Genomic DNA, 16960 nt, shown 5'->3' on the forward strand with positions numbered 1-16960 from the left:
CCCAACCACTTCAATAAGGAGCGATTTATTCTGGCGAGACTGCATCACTCACAATTATTTGCTGCTGAAGGCAAACATGATCTCCGCCTGGCAGACCAGTTCTCCGTCGACGGTGGCGGTTCCGTTGCCTTTGACAATCTGTCCCTTCACCCGGGTAACTTCGAATTCGAGCCGCAATTGGTCCCCCGGCTTTACTTGACGTTTGAAACGGCAATTGTCGATGCCCGTCAATAGTCCAATTCTATTGCTGTCTTCCTCTGAACTGGACATGGCAATGCCACTGGTCTGTGCCAAGGCCTCAACGATGAGCACCCCCGGCATAACCGGGTACTCGGGAAAATGTCCCGTGAAGAACGGCTCATTAACCGTCACATTTTTAATCGCTACCGCTCGTTTCCCCTCTTCAAGCTCGATGACTCTATCGACCAACAGAAATGGATATCGGTGCGGGATTAGCTCCTTGATTCTCTTAATATCAAACATAGAACGACTCCTTCCGGTTCAAATCATTACCATTTTACCACATTATAAAAAAGAGGAAGCAGCGAGTTAAACTCTCACTGCTTCCCATTTTTATAAAAGTTATAGGCTGAAGCCCAGCTCTACCAGATGAAAATATCTTTATCCAGCAATCTCAACACAGCTTCAATGAAGAAATAGTCTCCGTAAATAATCGGAATTTCTTTGATTTCACTGTGATATGCTCCCGTACCACCGCTGACAATCGAATCCTCTTCAGGATTCCAATTGCAGTATTTACGCTCGGTCGCCTGCAGAATCTTGATGGCGGAGCGGATATACAGCGGTTTCTCGTATTCGCTGACATGCCCGGCAATCTCAAGCAGACCGCAAGCCGCACATACCCCGGCAGTAGTGTCGTAACATACCGGTTCCGCCGGAGCACGGAAATCCACGAGCGGGATGTAGCCGGTCTCAGCAACATTTGCGATAAAATAATGGGCTACCTGCTTTGCTGCATCGAGATATTCCGTTTTTCCAGTGTGTTTATAGCTCAGAGCCATCCCGTAGACCGCCCATGCCTGGCCTCTGCTCCACGAAGAACCGCTGTCAAACCCCTGACCTCCGGGATTATCGATAAACTCCCCGTTCTCGGGGTCCAACATGACAATATGATTCGAAGAACCGTCACCACGGATTGTTGTCTTCAGCACAGTGTCCGCATGATGGATGGCAACCGCTTTAAATCTGGGGTCATTGACTTCCTTGGAGGCCCAATAGAGCAGCGGAATATTCATCATGCAGTCAATAATAATCCAGCCTGTACAATCATTCCCGGAATGAGAATTCCAGGCACGGATAAATTGTCCCAGCGGGTTGTAACGGCCAGCCAGCAGCGACGCGGCGTGCAATCCGCGGATTTTCGACTTTTCATTCCCGGTGATCCGGTAGTTCGCCACGGCGGAATGAAGCCACATGAAACCTACATCATGATGCAATCCCTTGAAGCCTTCCAGAGCCTCGTCCAGCCGGGCTTCCACGCCTTCCGCAGTGGTCCGGTAAAGCTCTTCTCCGGTGGCATGATACATTTGCCATAACATTCCCGGCCAGAAGCCGTTGGTCCACCAGTAAATGTCCTGCTTGCCCATATCTATATATTTCCCGTTCTCGGCTTCGAATGGAATGTCTGTGCCGATTCTTTCACATTCCACAGCCATTTTTTTGCGGATACTTCCCCATATTCCCTCCAGCCATTGCCGGTCATCGGTTGTCAAATGATATTCCATCTTCTGATCCTCTCCCTATTTCTTAGTAGGTATTCTTGCTGCTCTTAAGAGAGCGGACGTTATCCTCCGGACAACTCAAAGCGCAGTGACAGCTTCATGTTCTGCTCCATGCGGATGACCGCAAAATCAAGGGCATAAAAGGTTACCAGGCGTCCACGATGAGCTTTATGCTGCAATTCCTGGATTTCCGGGGCCAGCAGCTTATTGTCAAAGACAATCCTTAACGCAGCTTGATCCGAAGACAGGATGACTGCGTCTTCTTCAACCCGCGGCTTCAGCGGGGTAATAAATCTTTCCGTAACAGATTGAGGCGGAGAGGCAAACTGGTAGCTGTCTTCCAGCATAAGTACAGGCTGACTTGTTTTGGTCCATGTGAACCGGCGTTTCAGCCGCAGCAAACTGTTATCCGCATAGACCTGGGCCAGGTCAAGCGAGAAGGTTTCCGTCTGCTCCCCGCTCTCCATCTGAACATCGGCTGCACGGTGCTGCCCGCCCGGCGACTGGGCCATTCCGTTGATGATAGGAACAGAGTGTCCGAAACTTGCATTGCACAGAATATTGTAGCGTTCCGGGCCGAAATATCCGCTGGTATATTGCCCGGACCCCATATCTGCTAACAGTGTCGTCCCCTCGGCAAAAAGGATGAAATTACCGACATCGTTATGATTATGCGGCTCATCGTTGTGCCCGCCCTTGGCGGCAAATACAAACCGCCGTCCCTGCGATTCATGCCGGGAAATTAGCCACTGCGCTTCCGGCAGGTAGTAGGGAGCCGGCCTCCAGGGCTGTCCCTCCGTTTCCCCATGCTGCCAGATCAGATTGCGTAACGACGAAGCCCAGCGATAGCAATGATCCTCCATGTAAGCGGCCTCATAACTGCGCGACGGTATGTCAACCTCTTCAAACCGGGCATGCAGATAGTGGGACAAGCCCATAAACACGCCTGCCACTGTCCGGGTATCGGAGAAGCTCACGGTATGGCACCCATCAAGAAATGCTTTTTGCTGAAACATGGCAATTTGCCGGATTTTAGGTTCTGCCAGCAAATCGAGTGCTCCACCGGTCCGCGTCTTCAGCAGATCCGCAAAATAAACATAAAATCCGAATCCGTATTGCCAATAACCATACCCCTCCGTGCACGCGCCATCAGCAGGATAGCCTGACAGAAAGCTGTCCATCGCGGGAAGTACACGGGCCAGCACGACCGCCGTATCCTCAGCATTGTCCAGGATATACAATGCTGCGGCTCCGACAGAACCTGCGCAGACGGCCGCCCAATTATGCTTGGATTCTTCCCAAAAAAAGCTGCGCTCGGTGAATGGAATCAGCACACGGTGAAGCACCTCGGAGATGACCCGTTTACGCACTAATTGCGGCAGATTATCCCCGTGCAGATGCAGTAATTCTGCAAGCGCAAAAGCGGTTTCCGCCGAGAATAGATCTATTGTGGCTGCCGGAACCTCCTTGCCCGCTGCAATCGAACCTTCGGGAAGCGCGGGATCATTCTCCGCCTCACCGGCGAGATGTGCCGGAACGCACCAGGTATACTCGTCGCAGACTGCCCATAAGGTATCGCATAGCGCATCACGGAGCACTAGGTTATCCGGCTCCAGCCATGCCAGCAGCCCAAAGGTTCTCAGCCGGTTTCTCCTATTGAAATAGGCCGTCTCATACTCCATCCGGGTGCCTCTTTCGAAATAAATCCGAAATAATGTGTAAGAAAGCTCTGGAATCGCTGTTGCCAGCAGCGCTTCAGCCTCCGCCCGGATCTCTGCCAGCATGGGCTGCAAGGCCGGCGAACCGAGCACCTTCTGCCTCAGCATCTCCGGATAATCAGCCAGATACAGCTTGGACGATTCCGTGCGCAGCAGCATTTGTTTTATTTCCTTGATTTCGAGCATTATTAACCCTCCTGATCAGTCCATCCCTTCATATCAACCAACCGAATACTGTTTGCTGTATTGAGTTATTTCCCCTCCTAGTTTACCTTTATAGTAATGCAAGTTCTTTGCGATTAATGTTTGATTTCTTGCGAATATTGCTATATGTGGAGGCCGTTAAACTTATGAAACATTCCCAGTATTATGAGAAAATTGCCGCGCCTTTGTTGGCGGGAATCGGAAATTCACCCTTATCGCCTACAAAAGATTTTCACATTCATGACCATTATGAAATTTTCCTCTTTCTGAACGGAACAGTGAACGGCTTCGTGGACCAGTATTGCTATCCGCTGCAAAGAGGGTCTGTGCTGGTATTCAATAATCAAGAAATCCATAAAATCATCAATTTGTCACCGGGGCCCTATGAGCGGGTAACCATCCATTTCAAAGCAGAGCTGGTGTATCCCTTCTGTACCGCGGAGACAAATCTCCTGGCCTGCTTCCAAAACCATCAACCGGGCAAGCAGAACATTTCCCATATGGACGAACCTCAATTGAATGAATATATGCGGCTGGCTTCCCGGCTGATTGATGCGTTAAACCACCCGCAGTATGGCAGCGATGTGCTCGCCCTGACCTATCTTGTGCAGTTGCTGGTATTCATCAATGGTCTCTATAACAAGTCACATTCCCCGGTTCCCAGCATTATTTCCGCCTTGATCGAATCGGCAATCCATTATATCGACAACCATCTGCACACCGGCCTTTCGCTGGAGCAGGTTTCCAGTGAGCTGGCTGTTGATAAATACTATTTAAGCCACCTGTTCAAACAACAAACCGGGGGCACCCTTTACCGCTATGTACTGCTAAAAAAAATAGCTCTGGCCAAGCAGCTGCTGGCTGGAGGAAAATCAGTATCCGAGACCTGCTACCTGGCCGGTTTTAATGATTATGCCAATTTCATCCGCACCTTTAAAAATATTGCCGGAGTTTCTCCCGGAAAATATAGCAAAAGCACCTGAGAAACCGGCCCATCTAGCCGGTGTCTTTGCAGCAGCAGAGCAAGTCCACTTCACCATACACCCCGCACCTTGCTTGACAAAGTTTCGATCAATACTTAGAATTAATATATCTTGATAATCTAGATAATCGTTAAATAACCTTCTCGTCTATCCAACATATTTATCTGAAAGGGTGCGGACCAATGTCATTAGTCGTTTTATACGCTACAAAATCAGGAGCCACAGAGCAATGTGCCAAAATCCTATCGGAAGAGCTTTCTCACTGTACGCTTTGCAATATTGATTCCGGGAAACCAAACCTGGAGGAATTTGATAGCGTTATTCTTGGAGCTGGAGTAAGAGACGGAAAGCTGTATAAACCGATCCGCGATTTCATCAAAAAAAATCAAACCGAACTGCTGAAAAAGCGTGTGGGTTACTACATTTGCAACGAAAAGCCAAAAAAAACTGAAGAAATCATCGAGGCGAATTTTCCTGAGGAACTAAAAAAAGCAGCGGTCTGCATTGAATCCTTTGGCGGTTATAAGGCCTATGCCGCGCCGAAGGAAGGCACAGATCAGCTGAAAGGAATTTTCGTAGATAGAATAAAAGCATTTTCCGAAAAGTTCAAAGAAGATTAAAATACAAATCTATAAACATTCCCATATAAACCTTTTTATGTTATGTTGGATATATATGGGAGGTGATCAATGCTGCAAGCCTAACTTATGCTTCTGTGAGTACCCTTCAGTTGAATTCTCCATTTCTTTCGGCAGTGCTGGCTTCCGAAGCAAGTTCAATATCCATTTGAGGAGGAACTATGAATGAAATCCGGCAAATTATTTTCGTTCCGCAGCATTAGTCTAGTGGCTCTGGCTTGCGTCCTCATCCTCTCCCTCTCACTCCCTCAGAAGCAGGCCGCAGCGGCAGGTACATCAGTCAAAGGATTTTATGTAAGCGGTTCCAATCTGTACGATGCAACCAATAGCCCTTTCGTAATGAGAGGCATTAACCATGCACATACCTGGTACAAAAACGACCTGGAAACGGCCATTCCGGCCATAGCGGCCACCGGCTCCAATGTCGTTCGCATCGTGCTTTCGAACGGAAACAAATGGTCCCTCGACAGTGTGGCAGATGTCCAGCATATTCTGGCGCTGTGCGATGAGTACAAGCTGACCGCTATGCTTGAAGTGCATGATGCCACAGGTTCAGACAACATCTCTGATCTGAACGCTGCCGTAAATTACTGGATTAGTATAAAGGATGCGCTGATCGGCAAGGAAGACCGGGTCATCGTCAACATTGCCAACGAATGGTTTGGTTCCTGGAGTACGGCTACCTGGGCCAGCGGCTATCAATCCGCCATTCCTGCCCTCCGGGCCGCGGGAATCAGAAATACGCTGGTCGTGGATTCCGCCGGTTGGGGACAATATCCAGGTTCGATTTTCAACAGCGGCAATGCAGTGTTTAGCTCCGATCCGCTCAAAAATACGATTTTCTCCATTCATATGTATGAGTATGCCGGTGGCACAGCCACAACAGTCAAAAGCAATATCGACAGTGTTCTGGCCCTCGGTCTGCCGGTTATTATTGGAGAATTTGGGTACAAGCACACCAGCGGCGATGTTGATGAAGCGACGATCATGAGCTATTCGCAGCAAATAGGAGTAGGCTGGCTGGCCTGGTCCTGGTACGGTAATGGCGGCGGTGTCGAATATCTGGACTTGGCCAGCGGCCCGGCAGGCACGCTCTCGGAATGGGGAAATACCGTTGTGAACAGTGTGTACGGCACACAGGCAACCTCTATTCTGAACAAAATCTATACAACGCCCGGTTATGTACCTGTTCCCGACAATGGAACCACTCCAACTCCAGCCCCAACAACGCCGTCACCAACAGCAACCGTCGCACCTACACCTACCCCAACTGCAGCCCCCACAGGACTTGCCCTCTACTACCGGGCTGCGGATACGAACATCAATGACAACCAGATCAAACCCCATTTCAATATCAAGAACAATGGGCCATCCGCAGTCAGCTTAAGTGACTTACAAATACGTTATTACTTCACCAAGGATGGGACACAATCGCTGAATGCCGTTATTGATTGGGCACAAATCGGTGCAGCCAACATCACTACCGCATTCGGCAACTTCAGCGGCACTTCCGCTGATTCCTATGTGGAGCTCACCTTTGGTTCAAACGCGGGCAGTCTTCCTGCCGGGGGACAGACCGGAGATATCCAGCTGCGCCTGCATAAAAGCGACTGGAGCAATTTCAACGAAGCCAATGACTACTCCTTTGACCCAAGCAAAGTGGATTTCAGCACATGGGATCATGTTACCCTGCACAAGAACGGCATCCTCATATCCGGCATTCGGCCTTAAAATGTGACTTTCTATCCCCATTACTGAAAGTAATCCTATAGCGGTGGCCCATTCGGCCTTTGCCTGTAAGACGGGCAGGGACCAAAGGACCGCCGCTTTTCTATTGTTAGTTGGACTGCAAACTTATTAAAGATTTATTATTCCTGCCGAATTTCATCAGCGGCTGATTTCAAATAGGCTATTAGATCAGCTACCTTATTCGCGACAGCTAATTCCGCCTGCGAAAGTCCAATTATATTAATCGTGCATGCTTCTGTTAGAGATTCACATGTATTATCGATCACGGTAAGCACATTTTGACGCAACTCGGAGCCTGCCGACTTCACGATCGGCTCTTGAACCAATTGATAGCCGCCCCGAACCGGATTGGCATAATGCCCCCCGCTATTACGCACAAGATCGCGTATTGCCCCTGTATACATACCAGTAGTAAAATTCGCACCGTTGGAAGAATGCCGTTCAACATAACTTCGCATTTCTTCAATGCCATGTATCGCACCATCTTGAAGCAATTGTTTAATATAATATCTGATTTCCTCAGCGTTTGAGCTAAATTGTTCTCCACTCATTCTGATCAACTCCTACTCTTTATAAATTTCACAATCCTATATTCGCTTTAAGTATACAAGTAAAAAAGTATGCATACAATCAAAAAAACTTCTGAACTTTAGAAGTTTCAATCAAAAAACAAAAATTAAGCTTACATTCTATAGTTCTCTATAAAAAATAAACCTTGATTTCTCAAGGTTTTCATACGTAGGCCGGGGATAAAGTGATTATTATTCTTAAAGCTTATAGCGTTCGTAGTAGTCTTCTGCTTGAATCTCAAGCGTTGCATAATCGGTAATCCCATTTTTCTTAAAGAAGTTGTCATATGCTAACTCGTCTGTAAATCTGTTTTTTGTTTTGAATTTAAAATAGCTGAAAATTTCCTCACATGATCCAGTAAGTTCTTCCCCATACTTGCGGTTCCTATTGTAGCTTTTGAGGCCTTCTATTATCTGTGTAGCCTCATTCCGGTTAAACGGCTTTCCTGTGAGATACATCTGAATCTTGGACACCGCTGTTGTGCCAGCCTGACTTCCATCGTATTTCATAATAAACAGCACCTCTCCTACCTTCGTATATTTTGCTTTCCTTCTAGCATTCAGAAGCTTCTTAATACTAACCCACAAGGAACTAATTGTCAAGAATTTCAGAAGTTCTAATGTTTAAATTAACAAACATTAATAGAATGATCATCCGAAGTACAAATATCCTCATTACACCGAAAAGGGCCACGACGAATGCTGTGGAAATTGATATATTTAAAGTTGGTGACGATGTAACAAGTGGTTAGCCAACAGGCAAGATAAAGCGTCTCGCCTATCAGGTTTTTAATTCAAATATAAATGGAGGCCTCAAATATGTACAAAGAACTAGATAACCTTTTATCGGCTGATACATCAGTAGATTCGTGGTACGATGATGGCTGTGTCATTGCAAGCGAGATGCTTTCGGAGTTTAACCCAAGTGATTGGGTTGAATTATCTAATCAAGTGCAAAATAAACCTATAGAGTGGCAGAGAAAATTAGCGTATAGTTTGGATAATGAATGCAATGTAAATGAATTCAACATTTTATTATCATTGCTCAGTACGAATGATGAGGAATTATTCGAAATATGTATTGACACACTAAGAAGTTTTACAAATCAAGAAATTAAGAAAATGATATTAGATAACCCAAATATACTCCAACGTATAAATGACTCATTACACACTGCTAGCCTACCAGTAAAGAAAATGCTCCAAGATTTCCTTTCGAAAATCCATTTGTGATTTTGTGGATTAGATGTTAATTAGGTTCTTAATGAGATAGCCACGTCTCTATCTGGACAGCTTGGATGAACATGAGGTTGAGTATCTAGAAGAGTATGTGGAACTGGTGAAGAACAAATATATAGAATTAACTCATAAAGCCCAATAATATAGAAAGACAATGATCCTTGTCGATGAAGATATTCCTAGTGAGTTTAGGCATTCAGTGGTCAGTCTACAGTAAAATAGAAAATCAAAAAGGAAAATAACTATGGCGAATATGGATCGAGGAAACAAGACAATAACTATAAATGAAATTCGTGAATTTGAAGGTAAATATGTTCTAAAGCTTCCTGAGCAGTATATTGATTTTTTGCTTAATAATAATGGTGGGTATCCTAAAGCATCTACATTTAAGATTTCTGATGAAGCGGGTGAAAGTGTCGTAAATAAATTTTACGGGATCGGTGATATGAAGGGGAATTTGGCTAAGGTATTTGAGATTTTAGATGGTGAGCTGCCTGAAGGTTTTATATCAATCGCTAGTGATCCAGGAGGAAATGAGATTTGTATTGGAATTAGTGAGAAATACTTTGGAAAAATATATTTTTGGATGCATGATATGGAGTCAGATGAAGAAATGGAAAACATGACTTTTTTAAAAAACAGTTTCAACGATTTTTTTGATAAATTATATTAGGGATTGGCTCTAATATACACCCCACACAATGCCGAGTGATTCGGGCGGCTTAGCCCAAGCAGACTTAACTCAAATAATATCAGTATAAGAATTCTTCCATTTTACTTGTACGCACAATTACGCTAGCAACTTCTCCCCCGGTCTGAGAACTGCACGGAAATCGAAATGGCCCTTTTCCTCTCCCGTAAGCTGAACCTGCCTGATCCCAAAACATATGTTTCTGACGCCCCCGCCCCCTCTTCCCTGCGCAATATCCATTTTAAAATCGGCCTGTTTGATGTAACGCTGAATCGATGGGAGGTAGTTCTAATGTATACAAATTATAGTCAAGAAAGAAATTTCCTATATACTAAACCCTATTTCGCTAAAGTGATTGTGGATACAGTTTCAAATGGATTTGACTGGTTCGGGAACGACGAGAGGGGTCAATTAGGGAGAATCATAAAGGAGAGTAACTTTACAGACCTTATATGTGAATTGGTTCATATTTTTAAGGAAGGGCTGCCAAACTACTACGAGCTTTCTTCACTTTTTAGTATGAAATATGAAATAGTACAAGGATATTTGATATCTCGTTATGGATTAGAAACTGCTCGAAAAGAGAAAGAAGAGTTTGAAAGACGGTTTGGTAAAGGTAAAGCAGGTATGGATAACGGAGACAAAATTATTTGCAGAGTCGAAAAAGTTGAACGTAAAGATCAAGATATATCTAAAATAGAAATGGATATTGACATGGAGTGTTTAAAAATCAATGACCTTTATTTATTTGTCAACGAAATACCAGATCTGAATGAACTGAAAACCATCATAGAGGCAAAGTTTGATGATATTCACATTTCGGTTGGTAATAGATTAATTCTCAAAGAAAAAACTTATAGGATTATTGTTTTAGAAGATGAAAATAGGATGACCAGTGCTGAATGAACTCATCATTCAACCAGAAACACATATACCCATGTAGTAATCGGGGAGAGTACTTGGATCAGGCTTAAGGGACGAGCAAAAGAACTGGTGTTAGTTGAAAAGACATACATGAGCACATGGGCGGACGGTCCATTGTAAACGGAACAGGAGGAGATTGGTTTGGAAATGCAAAGCAATCAAGAAGTTTTAACAGAAGCTAGACTTCAAGTTTTTGAGCGAATCATTGGAGTGCAACTTCCTAACCATTATCGAGATTTTTTATTGAGATACAATGGGGGCTATCCTAAACCATACTACTTCATCATTTCTGAGGGGCAAGGTAAGGGTATGGTAAATATTTTCTATGGCATTGGAGGAATGTATGATAATTTAGACAAAAAAATAGATATTTTTGACGATATACTTAATGCAGGATTTTTACCAATTGCAGATGATTCTGGTGGAAATCAAATTTGCATAGGTCTTACTGAGAAGTGTTTCGGAAATATTTATTTTGGGATTCATGACGAAGACACTGAAGATATGGACAACATGTATTTTATTTCTGAGAATTTCAAGGTTTTTTTAGAAAATTTATATGATGATACAGAAGAGTAGTTGGATATTTTCAAATACTCTTCCATTCTACGTTACATTGAACAGGTCGAATATGGTCAGATACCACCATGATTGACCTGTTTATTATTATTTTCTCGCCGTTAGTCTTAACAACAGGTTTCTAAAATGGGTATTGCCATCAACGTCTCTCCATTTCACCCCCTCTCGCTAGATGGGGCTATTTGACGTTCCCCTTTCCTCACACTACTGGAGATTCACATGCTGCTTGCTTTTATTGACCCGGCCGCTCTTGATTTGAAATGTCATCAATGCCAGGGAGCTGACGAATAAAATCGCTATGGTCAAAATTGGAGAAGCTGCAGCAGATATCGTTACTAATAAAAAGGTTGTTAACGGTGCAAGGCCTACTAAAAGTGTATTAATGATGCCAATCGTAGTTGCCAGCTTGTTCTCTTCTACTACGGACACGATCCAGCCGGATAACTTGGGTACGATCGTTCCGACCAGGAAACAAACAGGTGCTAGCATCGGCAGAATGATCAGCATATTTTTTAGAAGTAGAGCAGGATAAAAAATAGTGGTAAACACTAAGCAGATCATCACTAATTGCTGCAAATGCATTTGCTTGAGTATTTTAGTTCCCAGCAGTCCGCCAGCAGCTAGTGAAAGAGAAATCACCGTGCTTAGTACAGCTATTGTAAATGGATAGGAATAAATAACCATCTCATTTTTAGCCGATACAATGATCATTTGAATGAGTGGTGTGAGGGACGATAGCATGGCATTAAGCACGATAATTGCAAGAATTACGCCGAAAAGCTTGTTTTCCTTTGTTAAGGCTGCAAAGCTCACCTTCAGGTTTTTGAAATAGCTGTCCCCTTTATGACCTTGCTGTACTTCGGTTACAGCCTTTGTTGCGAATTGCGGGCTTCTTCTAAAAAAACTCAGCATAATAAAGCCAGAAAAAAGAAAGGTTGCTGCATTCGTCCAGGCTAAAAAGGAGTAAGACACAACGATCAGTAAGGAGGCGGTTATGAATTGGGAAATCATGCCGACGATTTGTGAAATGCCCTGATTGAAGCCGCTGGCTTGAGGATAATCCTCTTTTCCAGTAACTTTCACAATGAGCGGCAGCCGCAATCCACTTGCGTACGATCCTGTGAAATCGGACAGGAAATTCAATATGACGATGCCTATTAACACAATCCATTTCTCAAGGGTCGAACAAAATAGCAAGCCGACGATGAAATACAAGCCAACTCTGATGAGATCAGCCCAAATTAAATTTCTGGCCACCTTGTGCGTTTGGTCTGCCCGATACCCAGTATAAGAGGAAAATAGCTGCGGAATCAATTCAGACGCTGTCACCAGGCCAATCGCTAACTGCGCGTTAGGAAGTGTACTGACAAAAGTCAACATGGCCAGATAATACATCTTATCCCCGATCGTTGAGAAAATGTTTGCAGTAGCGATTTGCCGAAATTGTCTGTTAGAAAAATAAATGTGCATTGTCATTCTCCTTTTATCTTGATAAATCAAACATAACCTGTTTACTATCTAGGTATGGCAATGATTTCGAATTCGAAAGGAGTTTTTTTTATGGAAATTGGTTCTTTATTGAGGGAATATCGTTTGCAAAAAGAACTGACACAGAAGGAATTCATCAAGAATTGTATTTCGGAATCCTATTATTCAAAAGTGGAGAACAACCTACATAGAATATGCGCGGAGGACTTGTTCAGCTTGCTGCAAATCAATGCCATTTCAATTACGGAGTTTGTGAACAAGTTGGATATATCAGATCAAAAATCCCCGCTGACACTTCTAGAGGTACAAATGTATCAAATATTTTATGACAACAAAATTGCTGAGCTCACACAACTGGAGCGTGTTGCACGAAATCACCAGGAACTATCTGACTCTGAAAAGAAAATTTTCATTACCTTATTGGAGGTTTTAAAGGAGATTACGGATCATTCTGACAGGGAGATTTCCGAAGCAGACAGAAATTTTTTGAAGTCCAGAATTTCAAGTGATTCAGACTGGACCACTCGCTCACTTATGCTTTTTGCAAATACGCTCCACATTTTCGACTTTGAAGATACCGTTTTTTTAGTCCAGTCCTTAATCCGAAAGCGGATGGATTACTCATTTACGAAAACTGCAAATGAAAACCCGTTCCTGCTGGCGACAATTCTACTGAATTATATATCTATATGTATTAGAAAAAAAGAACTTGTCCTCACCAGAAAACCGTTTCAGCTACTAGACAAGCTTCCTAAAACTCCTGATTTCACCTTTTATCGTTTAATGAGCAAATACTATCAGATCGTCATCGAGTGTATAAATGAACTCCGAACCTTTGACCCGAATATTACGCACATTATTCATAGCTTCTATTTGATGGGAAGAGAGCCTTTTGCAGAGGCTCTAAAAGAGTTTGCAGAATTGAATATCCCGAATTTCAAATACGCAAGTTGAGTTTCGATTCGTCAATTCAAACTTTTCATTGCCCCTTTTGAAATAACCTAATTAACGCTAAAGCGATACATAAAATAGGGCAATTGTGGTCAGATACTACCATGATTGGTTTTCTCCTCTCCAGTGAACTGGACGTACCTAATCCCAACAAAACACATGGTCCTGATACCCGGTAACCAAGCTCGGCGACGGCTAGCTCAAGACCCAAACTCTCCGCCTGCCAAGCAATCTGGATTCTCTCGAAGGCTTCTTGCAAAGTGTTGTCCGAAAAATGAAAATCCGCATGAAGCGGTTCTCACCCCGGAGAGACAAGGACTGATTGATGCGTTAGAATCAGGAGAGTACTTGGGTCGAGCTGGAGGCCGGATAAAGATAACCTTTACGATAAGGATGGAAAGTATAACGGAGGAAGAAATCAAGAATTGAATTGGTCTCTTAAGGAGTGGGAAAATGGAAGGAAATATTATAAATAATTTTGAACTACATAAAAAGTGGGTTGAGTCCATTGGTAAAGAAGGCGAAGTGTTAAAATTAGATGAAGTGGATTTAAGAGGTTTTGATTTATCCAATAAATTGCTTGAACAAGCATATTTAACTGAGTGTATTTTTGATGAACTAAAATTGGAAAATATCGATTTTCATGCATCATTATTATGCTCATCAACTTTTAAAAATGCATATTTAGATAAATGCGATTTTTATAAATCAGATCTTGGGTATACAGATTTCTCTAATTGCGTCATTAAAAACAGCAGATTTAGTAAAGGTGATTGTTGGGAAGCAATATTTAGAAATGCATATTTAGTGAATTGTAATTTGATTAATGTATTTTTCTATTTAACTGATTTTAGTAATGCAAGACTAGAAAATGTAGATATAAGTGTAGCCTCATTTGAAGAAACATTATTAAACGGAGTGACACTGAAAAATATTACAGGTATAGAAGAAGCTCATTTTAGAAGCATTAATATTGGTACCTTGGAGAACCCTATATTGTTGAAATCAGAACAAGCAAAGGAATGGGTGCTAGAAAAATGCGAAATAAGTGAATAAGTAAGTGCCGCTGCCAATGAACTTGTACGTTAGAAATTATTGATTCGTCTACTGATCTGCCTGATGGATTAAAACCTTAGAGGAGGCTAAACATGGAAAAAGAAGGAGCCGTATCTCTGTGGGTAGGCAATGTTCAATCTTCCGAGGAATTGGATAGGCTGCTTACTGTGTCTTATACGGATGAAGGATACTTTATTCCATCGATTTTTGCTAAACATTTTGGGATTCGTAGATATGATGATGCTGTAAGAGAAGCAGAATATTATGAAGAAGCAAGTAATAATCTGAATCAATTACTTGAAGGATTCTCTTATGATGATGAGATTGTTCTGAGATTTACTGCCTTACTACAAGAAGGTTTGACGGATGATTTTAATGCAGTAGTTTTACTATATAATTTTATGTATACTGAGGAACTTCTTGAAGCAACCATTCAATCGAATTATTTCAGATTTTTGGGTGCGGTAGAGTATCAATAGTGGGGGCTACCCGGTGACGAATGAATCCATCTCCTCCATGCGCTCCGCATGATGCCGCTCACCCCCGACGTAGATCAATCTGCTTACTCACAAACATTAACCCTTTGCAGATTAATAATGTCATTAATATGGCAATCATCAAACTTCTCCAACAACAGTGTAAAATTATTATCCCTCAGAAAGTTCATTTCCTCCAAAAAAACAGGAAATACAACTAGAAACTGAATTTCTTTATCAGGAGTTTTTAGTATGAAAAAATCAGGGTTCTCGTTTATAGGTGGTAACAGCATAAAGCCGGCAAATGGGTTTTTGTTGCTTAATAACTGCGGAGGATCTCCATTTGGAATACTGTCACCGTAACAAAACCAAGTTTGATGATCAAATGTAAACTTCCCAAGTTTCCGTAACCAGACGAAAGGCCAATACAATTCATCTTGGATGTCAGCTTGTCGTACAGGCCACTCTGAAGGTAAATACATTATTAATTCTGTGTATTTCCACTCTTCATATCCTTCCTCCACATTGGATGAATAGTTGCTCATTCCAGAAGTAACTATGGTGTGATAGTTTCTATTAGTGTTTGCCTCAAATACTATTAAATCTATATTTATGTTTTGCATAAAACCTTCCATGTTTACAAAACTAGGTTCTCCAATATTTTCACGCAAATGATTTATTAGCTCACCTGATGCAAAGTCATCATTTTTAACCATATGTACCTCCGGAGGTTAGATCCTTATATTAAAAAATTAAAACACTTCCTTCCGGCCATTTTCCTTTCCAGCCACATGGAAGATGACCTGCTTCATATACATCAAACATTTTGAAATAAAAACCTGGAGCGACGAGATCGCTGTAGGCATATTCCATCAACACGCAAAGAAGATCCCATTCAACACTCTCATATACACTATAATTGATGTTATTAGCAGAAACATAAGATTTGAGTTCGTTAAGTACACCTTTTTGGAGTACAGCTTTCGCTTCTAAAGTAATCGTATTCCATTCTCTATATTCATTTCTCCAACGTTCATGTAAAGCACCCGTTAGATTATTTCTTATTTCTAGTTTCAGATTGTCCCATTTCCCGTTTATCCCTTTCTGAGCTTTTGTCCAACTATCAACAATTATGATATTACCTTCAAAATAAGGCTCCCTTATCTCTTTACCACAATTCTCGAACCAGCGAACTTTTGCAACTCTTTCATCATAAAAATCTTTTATTGATTTCACAACTTCGCCTCTTTCTCTTTAATTTGTTATTGTTGATGAAAAGCGAGACAGTTCTTCAAGATACTGAACTTGAAGAAGGAATAGATTGGACTATAATTGAAAAATAACCTGTTCCTAGCACTCTCCCCTGAGAGATAAAGATAGATTGATGATTTTTTCCCAGTCAGTTTCACATTTTTTTTCGTATGTTATAAAACCTTCAGTCGAAAACCTTTTTTCAAGTACCCTACTAACCTCGTATCTGCTACAATCCTTTTCCATATAAATTTCATCTTGTAAAAATAATATGAATATAGAACTGGATGCATCATTATTCGCCAAATAGAAACCCAATAATTCGTTGTATTGAGTGTTAAAAAACATACCTACATACTCTATTTTGAGTTTAAAATTTTCCTTACATTCAATTAACCCTTCATAACTTGCAAATAAATTAAAATCATCCAAATCGTAAATTCTATTCACTGAGAATAACGGGTTCATGCCTCTTATATACAAGCCTATGACATCACCACTATCTTTCTCAAGAAAAAGGACATGATCTAATCTCTCATTATCACCCTCATCATGTAAATAAATAAGATTCGCGATTTCTTTTTGCCCGAAAAAATAATCAAACTTTTTTGTAAAAGATATTATATAGTTGTTCATACTTATCCCCACTTTACAAAAGCGCCTACAGACTCGATTGTACTGTTCGATTTGAATTCAGGCCAA

General features: G+C 42.1%; 19 protein-coding genes. 10 read left to right on the forward strand and 9 right to left on the reverse strand.

Features of this window, described 5'->3' with window-relative positions; translation table 11 throughout:
* Positions 1-54 precede the first annotated feature (54 nt).
* The 3 genes from fabZ to H70357_RS24725 all read right to left on the reverse strand — a co-directional run bounded on the left by fabZ (position 55) and on the right by H70357_RS24725 (position 3646).
* Positions 55-483 carry a 3-hydroxyacyl-ACP dehydratase FabZ gene (fabZ, locus tag H70357_RS24715; RefSeq protein WP_038595112.1) on the reverse strand — a complete coding sequence of 143 codons (429 nt, stop codon included), beginning with the start codon at positions 481-483 and terminating at the stop codon, positions 55-57.
* Between the two features lie 119 nt (positions 484-602).
* The gene (locus tag H70357_RS24720) at positions 603-1745 is read right to left on the reverse strand and encodes a glycoside hydrolase family 88 protein (RefSeq protein WP_038595114.1); all 1143 of its coding nucleotides are present in this window, start codon (positions 1743-1745) and stop codon (positions 603-605) included.
* A gap of 59 nt (positions 1746-1804) precedes the next feature.
* Complete coding sequence (locus H70357_RS24725; protein ID WP_038595115.1) at positions 1805-3646, reverse strand: heparinase II/III family protein; 1842 nt, start codon at positions 3644-3646, stop codon at positions 1805-1807.
* Positions 3647-3810: 164 nt separating this feature from the next.
* On the opposite strand from H70357_RS24725, the gene H70357_RS24730 reads away from it, so the two are divergent.
* The 3 genes from H70357_RS24730 (at position 3811) to H70357_RS24740 (ending at position 7016) form a co-directional block, all read left to right on the forward strand.
* The gene (locus H70357_RS24730) at positions 3811-4647 is read left to right on the forward strand and encodes an AraC family transcriptional regulator (RefSeq protein WP_052092233.1); all 837 of its coding nucleotides are present in this window, start codon (positions 3811-3813) and stop codon (positions 4645-4647) included.
* A 182-nt stretch (positions 4648-4829) separates the two neighbouring features.
* Positions 4830-5267 carry a flavodoxin domain-containing protein gene (locus H70357_RS24735; protein WP_038595118.1) on the forward strand — a complete coding sequence of 146 codons (438 nt, stop codon included), beginning with the start codon at positions 4830-4832 and terminating at the stop codon, positions 5265-5267.
* Between the two features lie 183 nt (positions 5268-5450).
* Positions 5451-7016, forward strand: a complete 1566-nt coding sequence (locus H70357_RS24740; protein ID WP_038595120.1) for a cellulose binding domain-containing protein — start codon at positions 5451-5453, stop codon at positions 7014-7016.
* A 137-nt stretch (positions 7017-7153) separates the two neighbouring features.
* Here the strand turns inward: H70357_RS24740 and H70357_RS24745 are convergent, their stop codons facing one another.
* Together H70357_RS24745 and H70357_RS24750 are read right to left on the reverse strand one after the other, a co-directional pair.
* A complete protein-coding gene (locus H70357_RS24745; protein WP_038595122.1) occupies positions 7154-7585 on the reverse strand; it encodes a hypothetical protein in 432 nt (143 codons plus the stop codon).
* Between the two features lie 216 nt (positions 7586-7801).
* Positions 7802-8113 carry a hypothetical protein gene (locus H70357_RS24750; protein ID WP_038595125.1) on the reverse strand — a complete coding sequence of 104 codons (312 nt, stop codon included), beginning with the start codon at positions 8111-8113 and terminating at the stop codon, positions 7802-7804.
* A 309-nt stretch (positions 8114-8422) separates the two neighbouring features.
* Here H70357_RS24750 and H70357_RS24755 point away from each other — a divergent pair, with 309 nt between their 5' ends.
* From H70357_RS24755 to H70357_RS24770, 4 genes are all read left to right on the forward strand, one after another.
* Positions 8423-8836, forward strand: coding sequence for a hypothetical protein (locus H70357_RS24755; RefSeq protein ID WP_038595128.1), 414 nt, complete (start codon positions 8423-8425; stop codon positions 8834-8836).
* Between the two features lie 250 nt (positions 8837-9086).
* Entirely contained in the window at positions 9087-9515 is a 429-nt protein-coding gene (locus H70357_RS24760) for an SMI1/KNR4 family protein (RefSeq protein WP_038595130.1), read from the forward strand.
* Between the two features lie 309 nt (positions 9516-9824).
* On the forward strand, positions 9825-10439 hold the full coding sequence (locus H70357_RS24765; RefSeq protein ID WP_038595133.1) for a hypothetical protein: 615 nt from the start codon (positions 9825-9827) through the stop codon (positions 10437-10439).
* Between the two features lie 165 nt (positions 10440-10604).
* Positions 10605-11036: an SMI1/KNR4 family protein gene (locus H70357_RS24770; protein WP_038600388.1), complete on the forward strand. Its 432-nt coding sequence runs from the start codon at positions 10605-10607 to the stop codon at positions 11034-11036.
* Between the two features lie 204 nt (positions 11037-11240).
* On the opposite strand, the gene H70357_RS24775 is transcribed toward H70357_RS24770, so the two are convergent.
* Positions 11241-12506, reverse strand: coding sequence for an MFS transporter (locus H70357_RS24775; RefSeq protein ID WP_038595135.1), 1266 nt, complete (start codon positions 12504-12506; stop codon positions 11241-11243).
* A 90-nt stretch (positions 12507-12596) separates the two neighbouring features.
* Between H70357_RS24775 and H70357_RS24780 the strand changes: the two genes are divergently transcribed.
* The 3 genes from H70357_RS24780 (at position 12597) to H70357_RS24790 (ending at position 15010) form a co-directional block, all read left to right on the forward strand.
* Entirely contained in the window at positions 12597-13478 is an 882-nt protein-coding gene (locus H70357_RS24780) for a helix-turn-helix domain-containing protein (RefSeq protein WP_038595137.1), read from the forward strand.
* A gap of 450 nt (positions 13479-13928) precedes the next feature.
* A complete protein-coding gene (locus H70357_RS24785; RefSeq protein ID WP_038595139.1) occupies positions 13929-14531 on the forward strand; it encodes a pentapeptide repeat-containing protein in 603 nt (200 codons plus the stop codon).
* 92 nt (positions 14532-14623) lie between these two features.
* The gene (locus H70357_RS24790; protein WP_038595141.1) at positions 14624-15010 is read left to right on the forward strand and encodes an immunity 22 family protein; all 387 of its coding nucleotides are present in this window, start codon (positions 14624-14626) and stop codon (positions 15008-15010) included.
* Positions 15011-15093: 83 nt separating this feature from the next.
* Here the strand turns inward: H70357_RS24790 and H70357_RS24795 are convergent, their stop codons facing one another.
* From H70357_RS24795 to H70357_RS24805, 3 genes are all read right to left on the reverse strand, one after another.
* On the reverse strand, positions 15094-15723 hold the full coding sequence (locus H70357_RS24795; protein WP_052092235.1) for a suppressor of fused domain protein: 630 nt from the start codon (positions 15721-15723) through the stop codon (positions 15094-15096).
* A gap of 28 nt (positions 15724-15751) precedes the next feature.
* On the reverse strand, positions 15752-16243 hold the full coding sequence (locus H70357_RS24800; protein WP_038595143.1) for a hypothetical protein: 492 nt from the start codon (positions 16241-16243) through the stop codon (positions 15752-15754).
* Between the two features lie 114 nt (positions 16244-16357).
* On the reverse strand, positions 16358-16894 hold the full coding sequence (locus tag H70357_RS24805; RefSeq protein ID WP_038595145.1) for a hypothetical protein: 537 nt from the start codon (positions 16892-16894) through the stop codon (positions 16358-16360).
* Positions 16895-16960 lie beyond the last annotated feature (66 nt).

Origin of the sequence: Paenibacillus sp. FSL H7-0357, from assembly GCF_000758525.1 — a bacterium.
In the GTDB taxonomy this organism is placed as follows: domain Bacteria; phylum Bacillota; class Bacilli; order Paenibacillales; family Paenibacillaceae; genus Paenibacillus_AQ.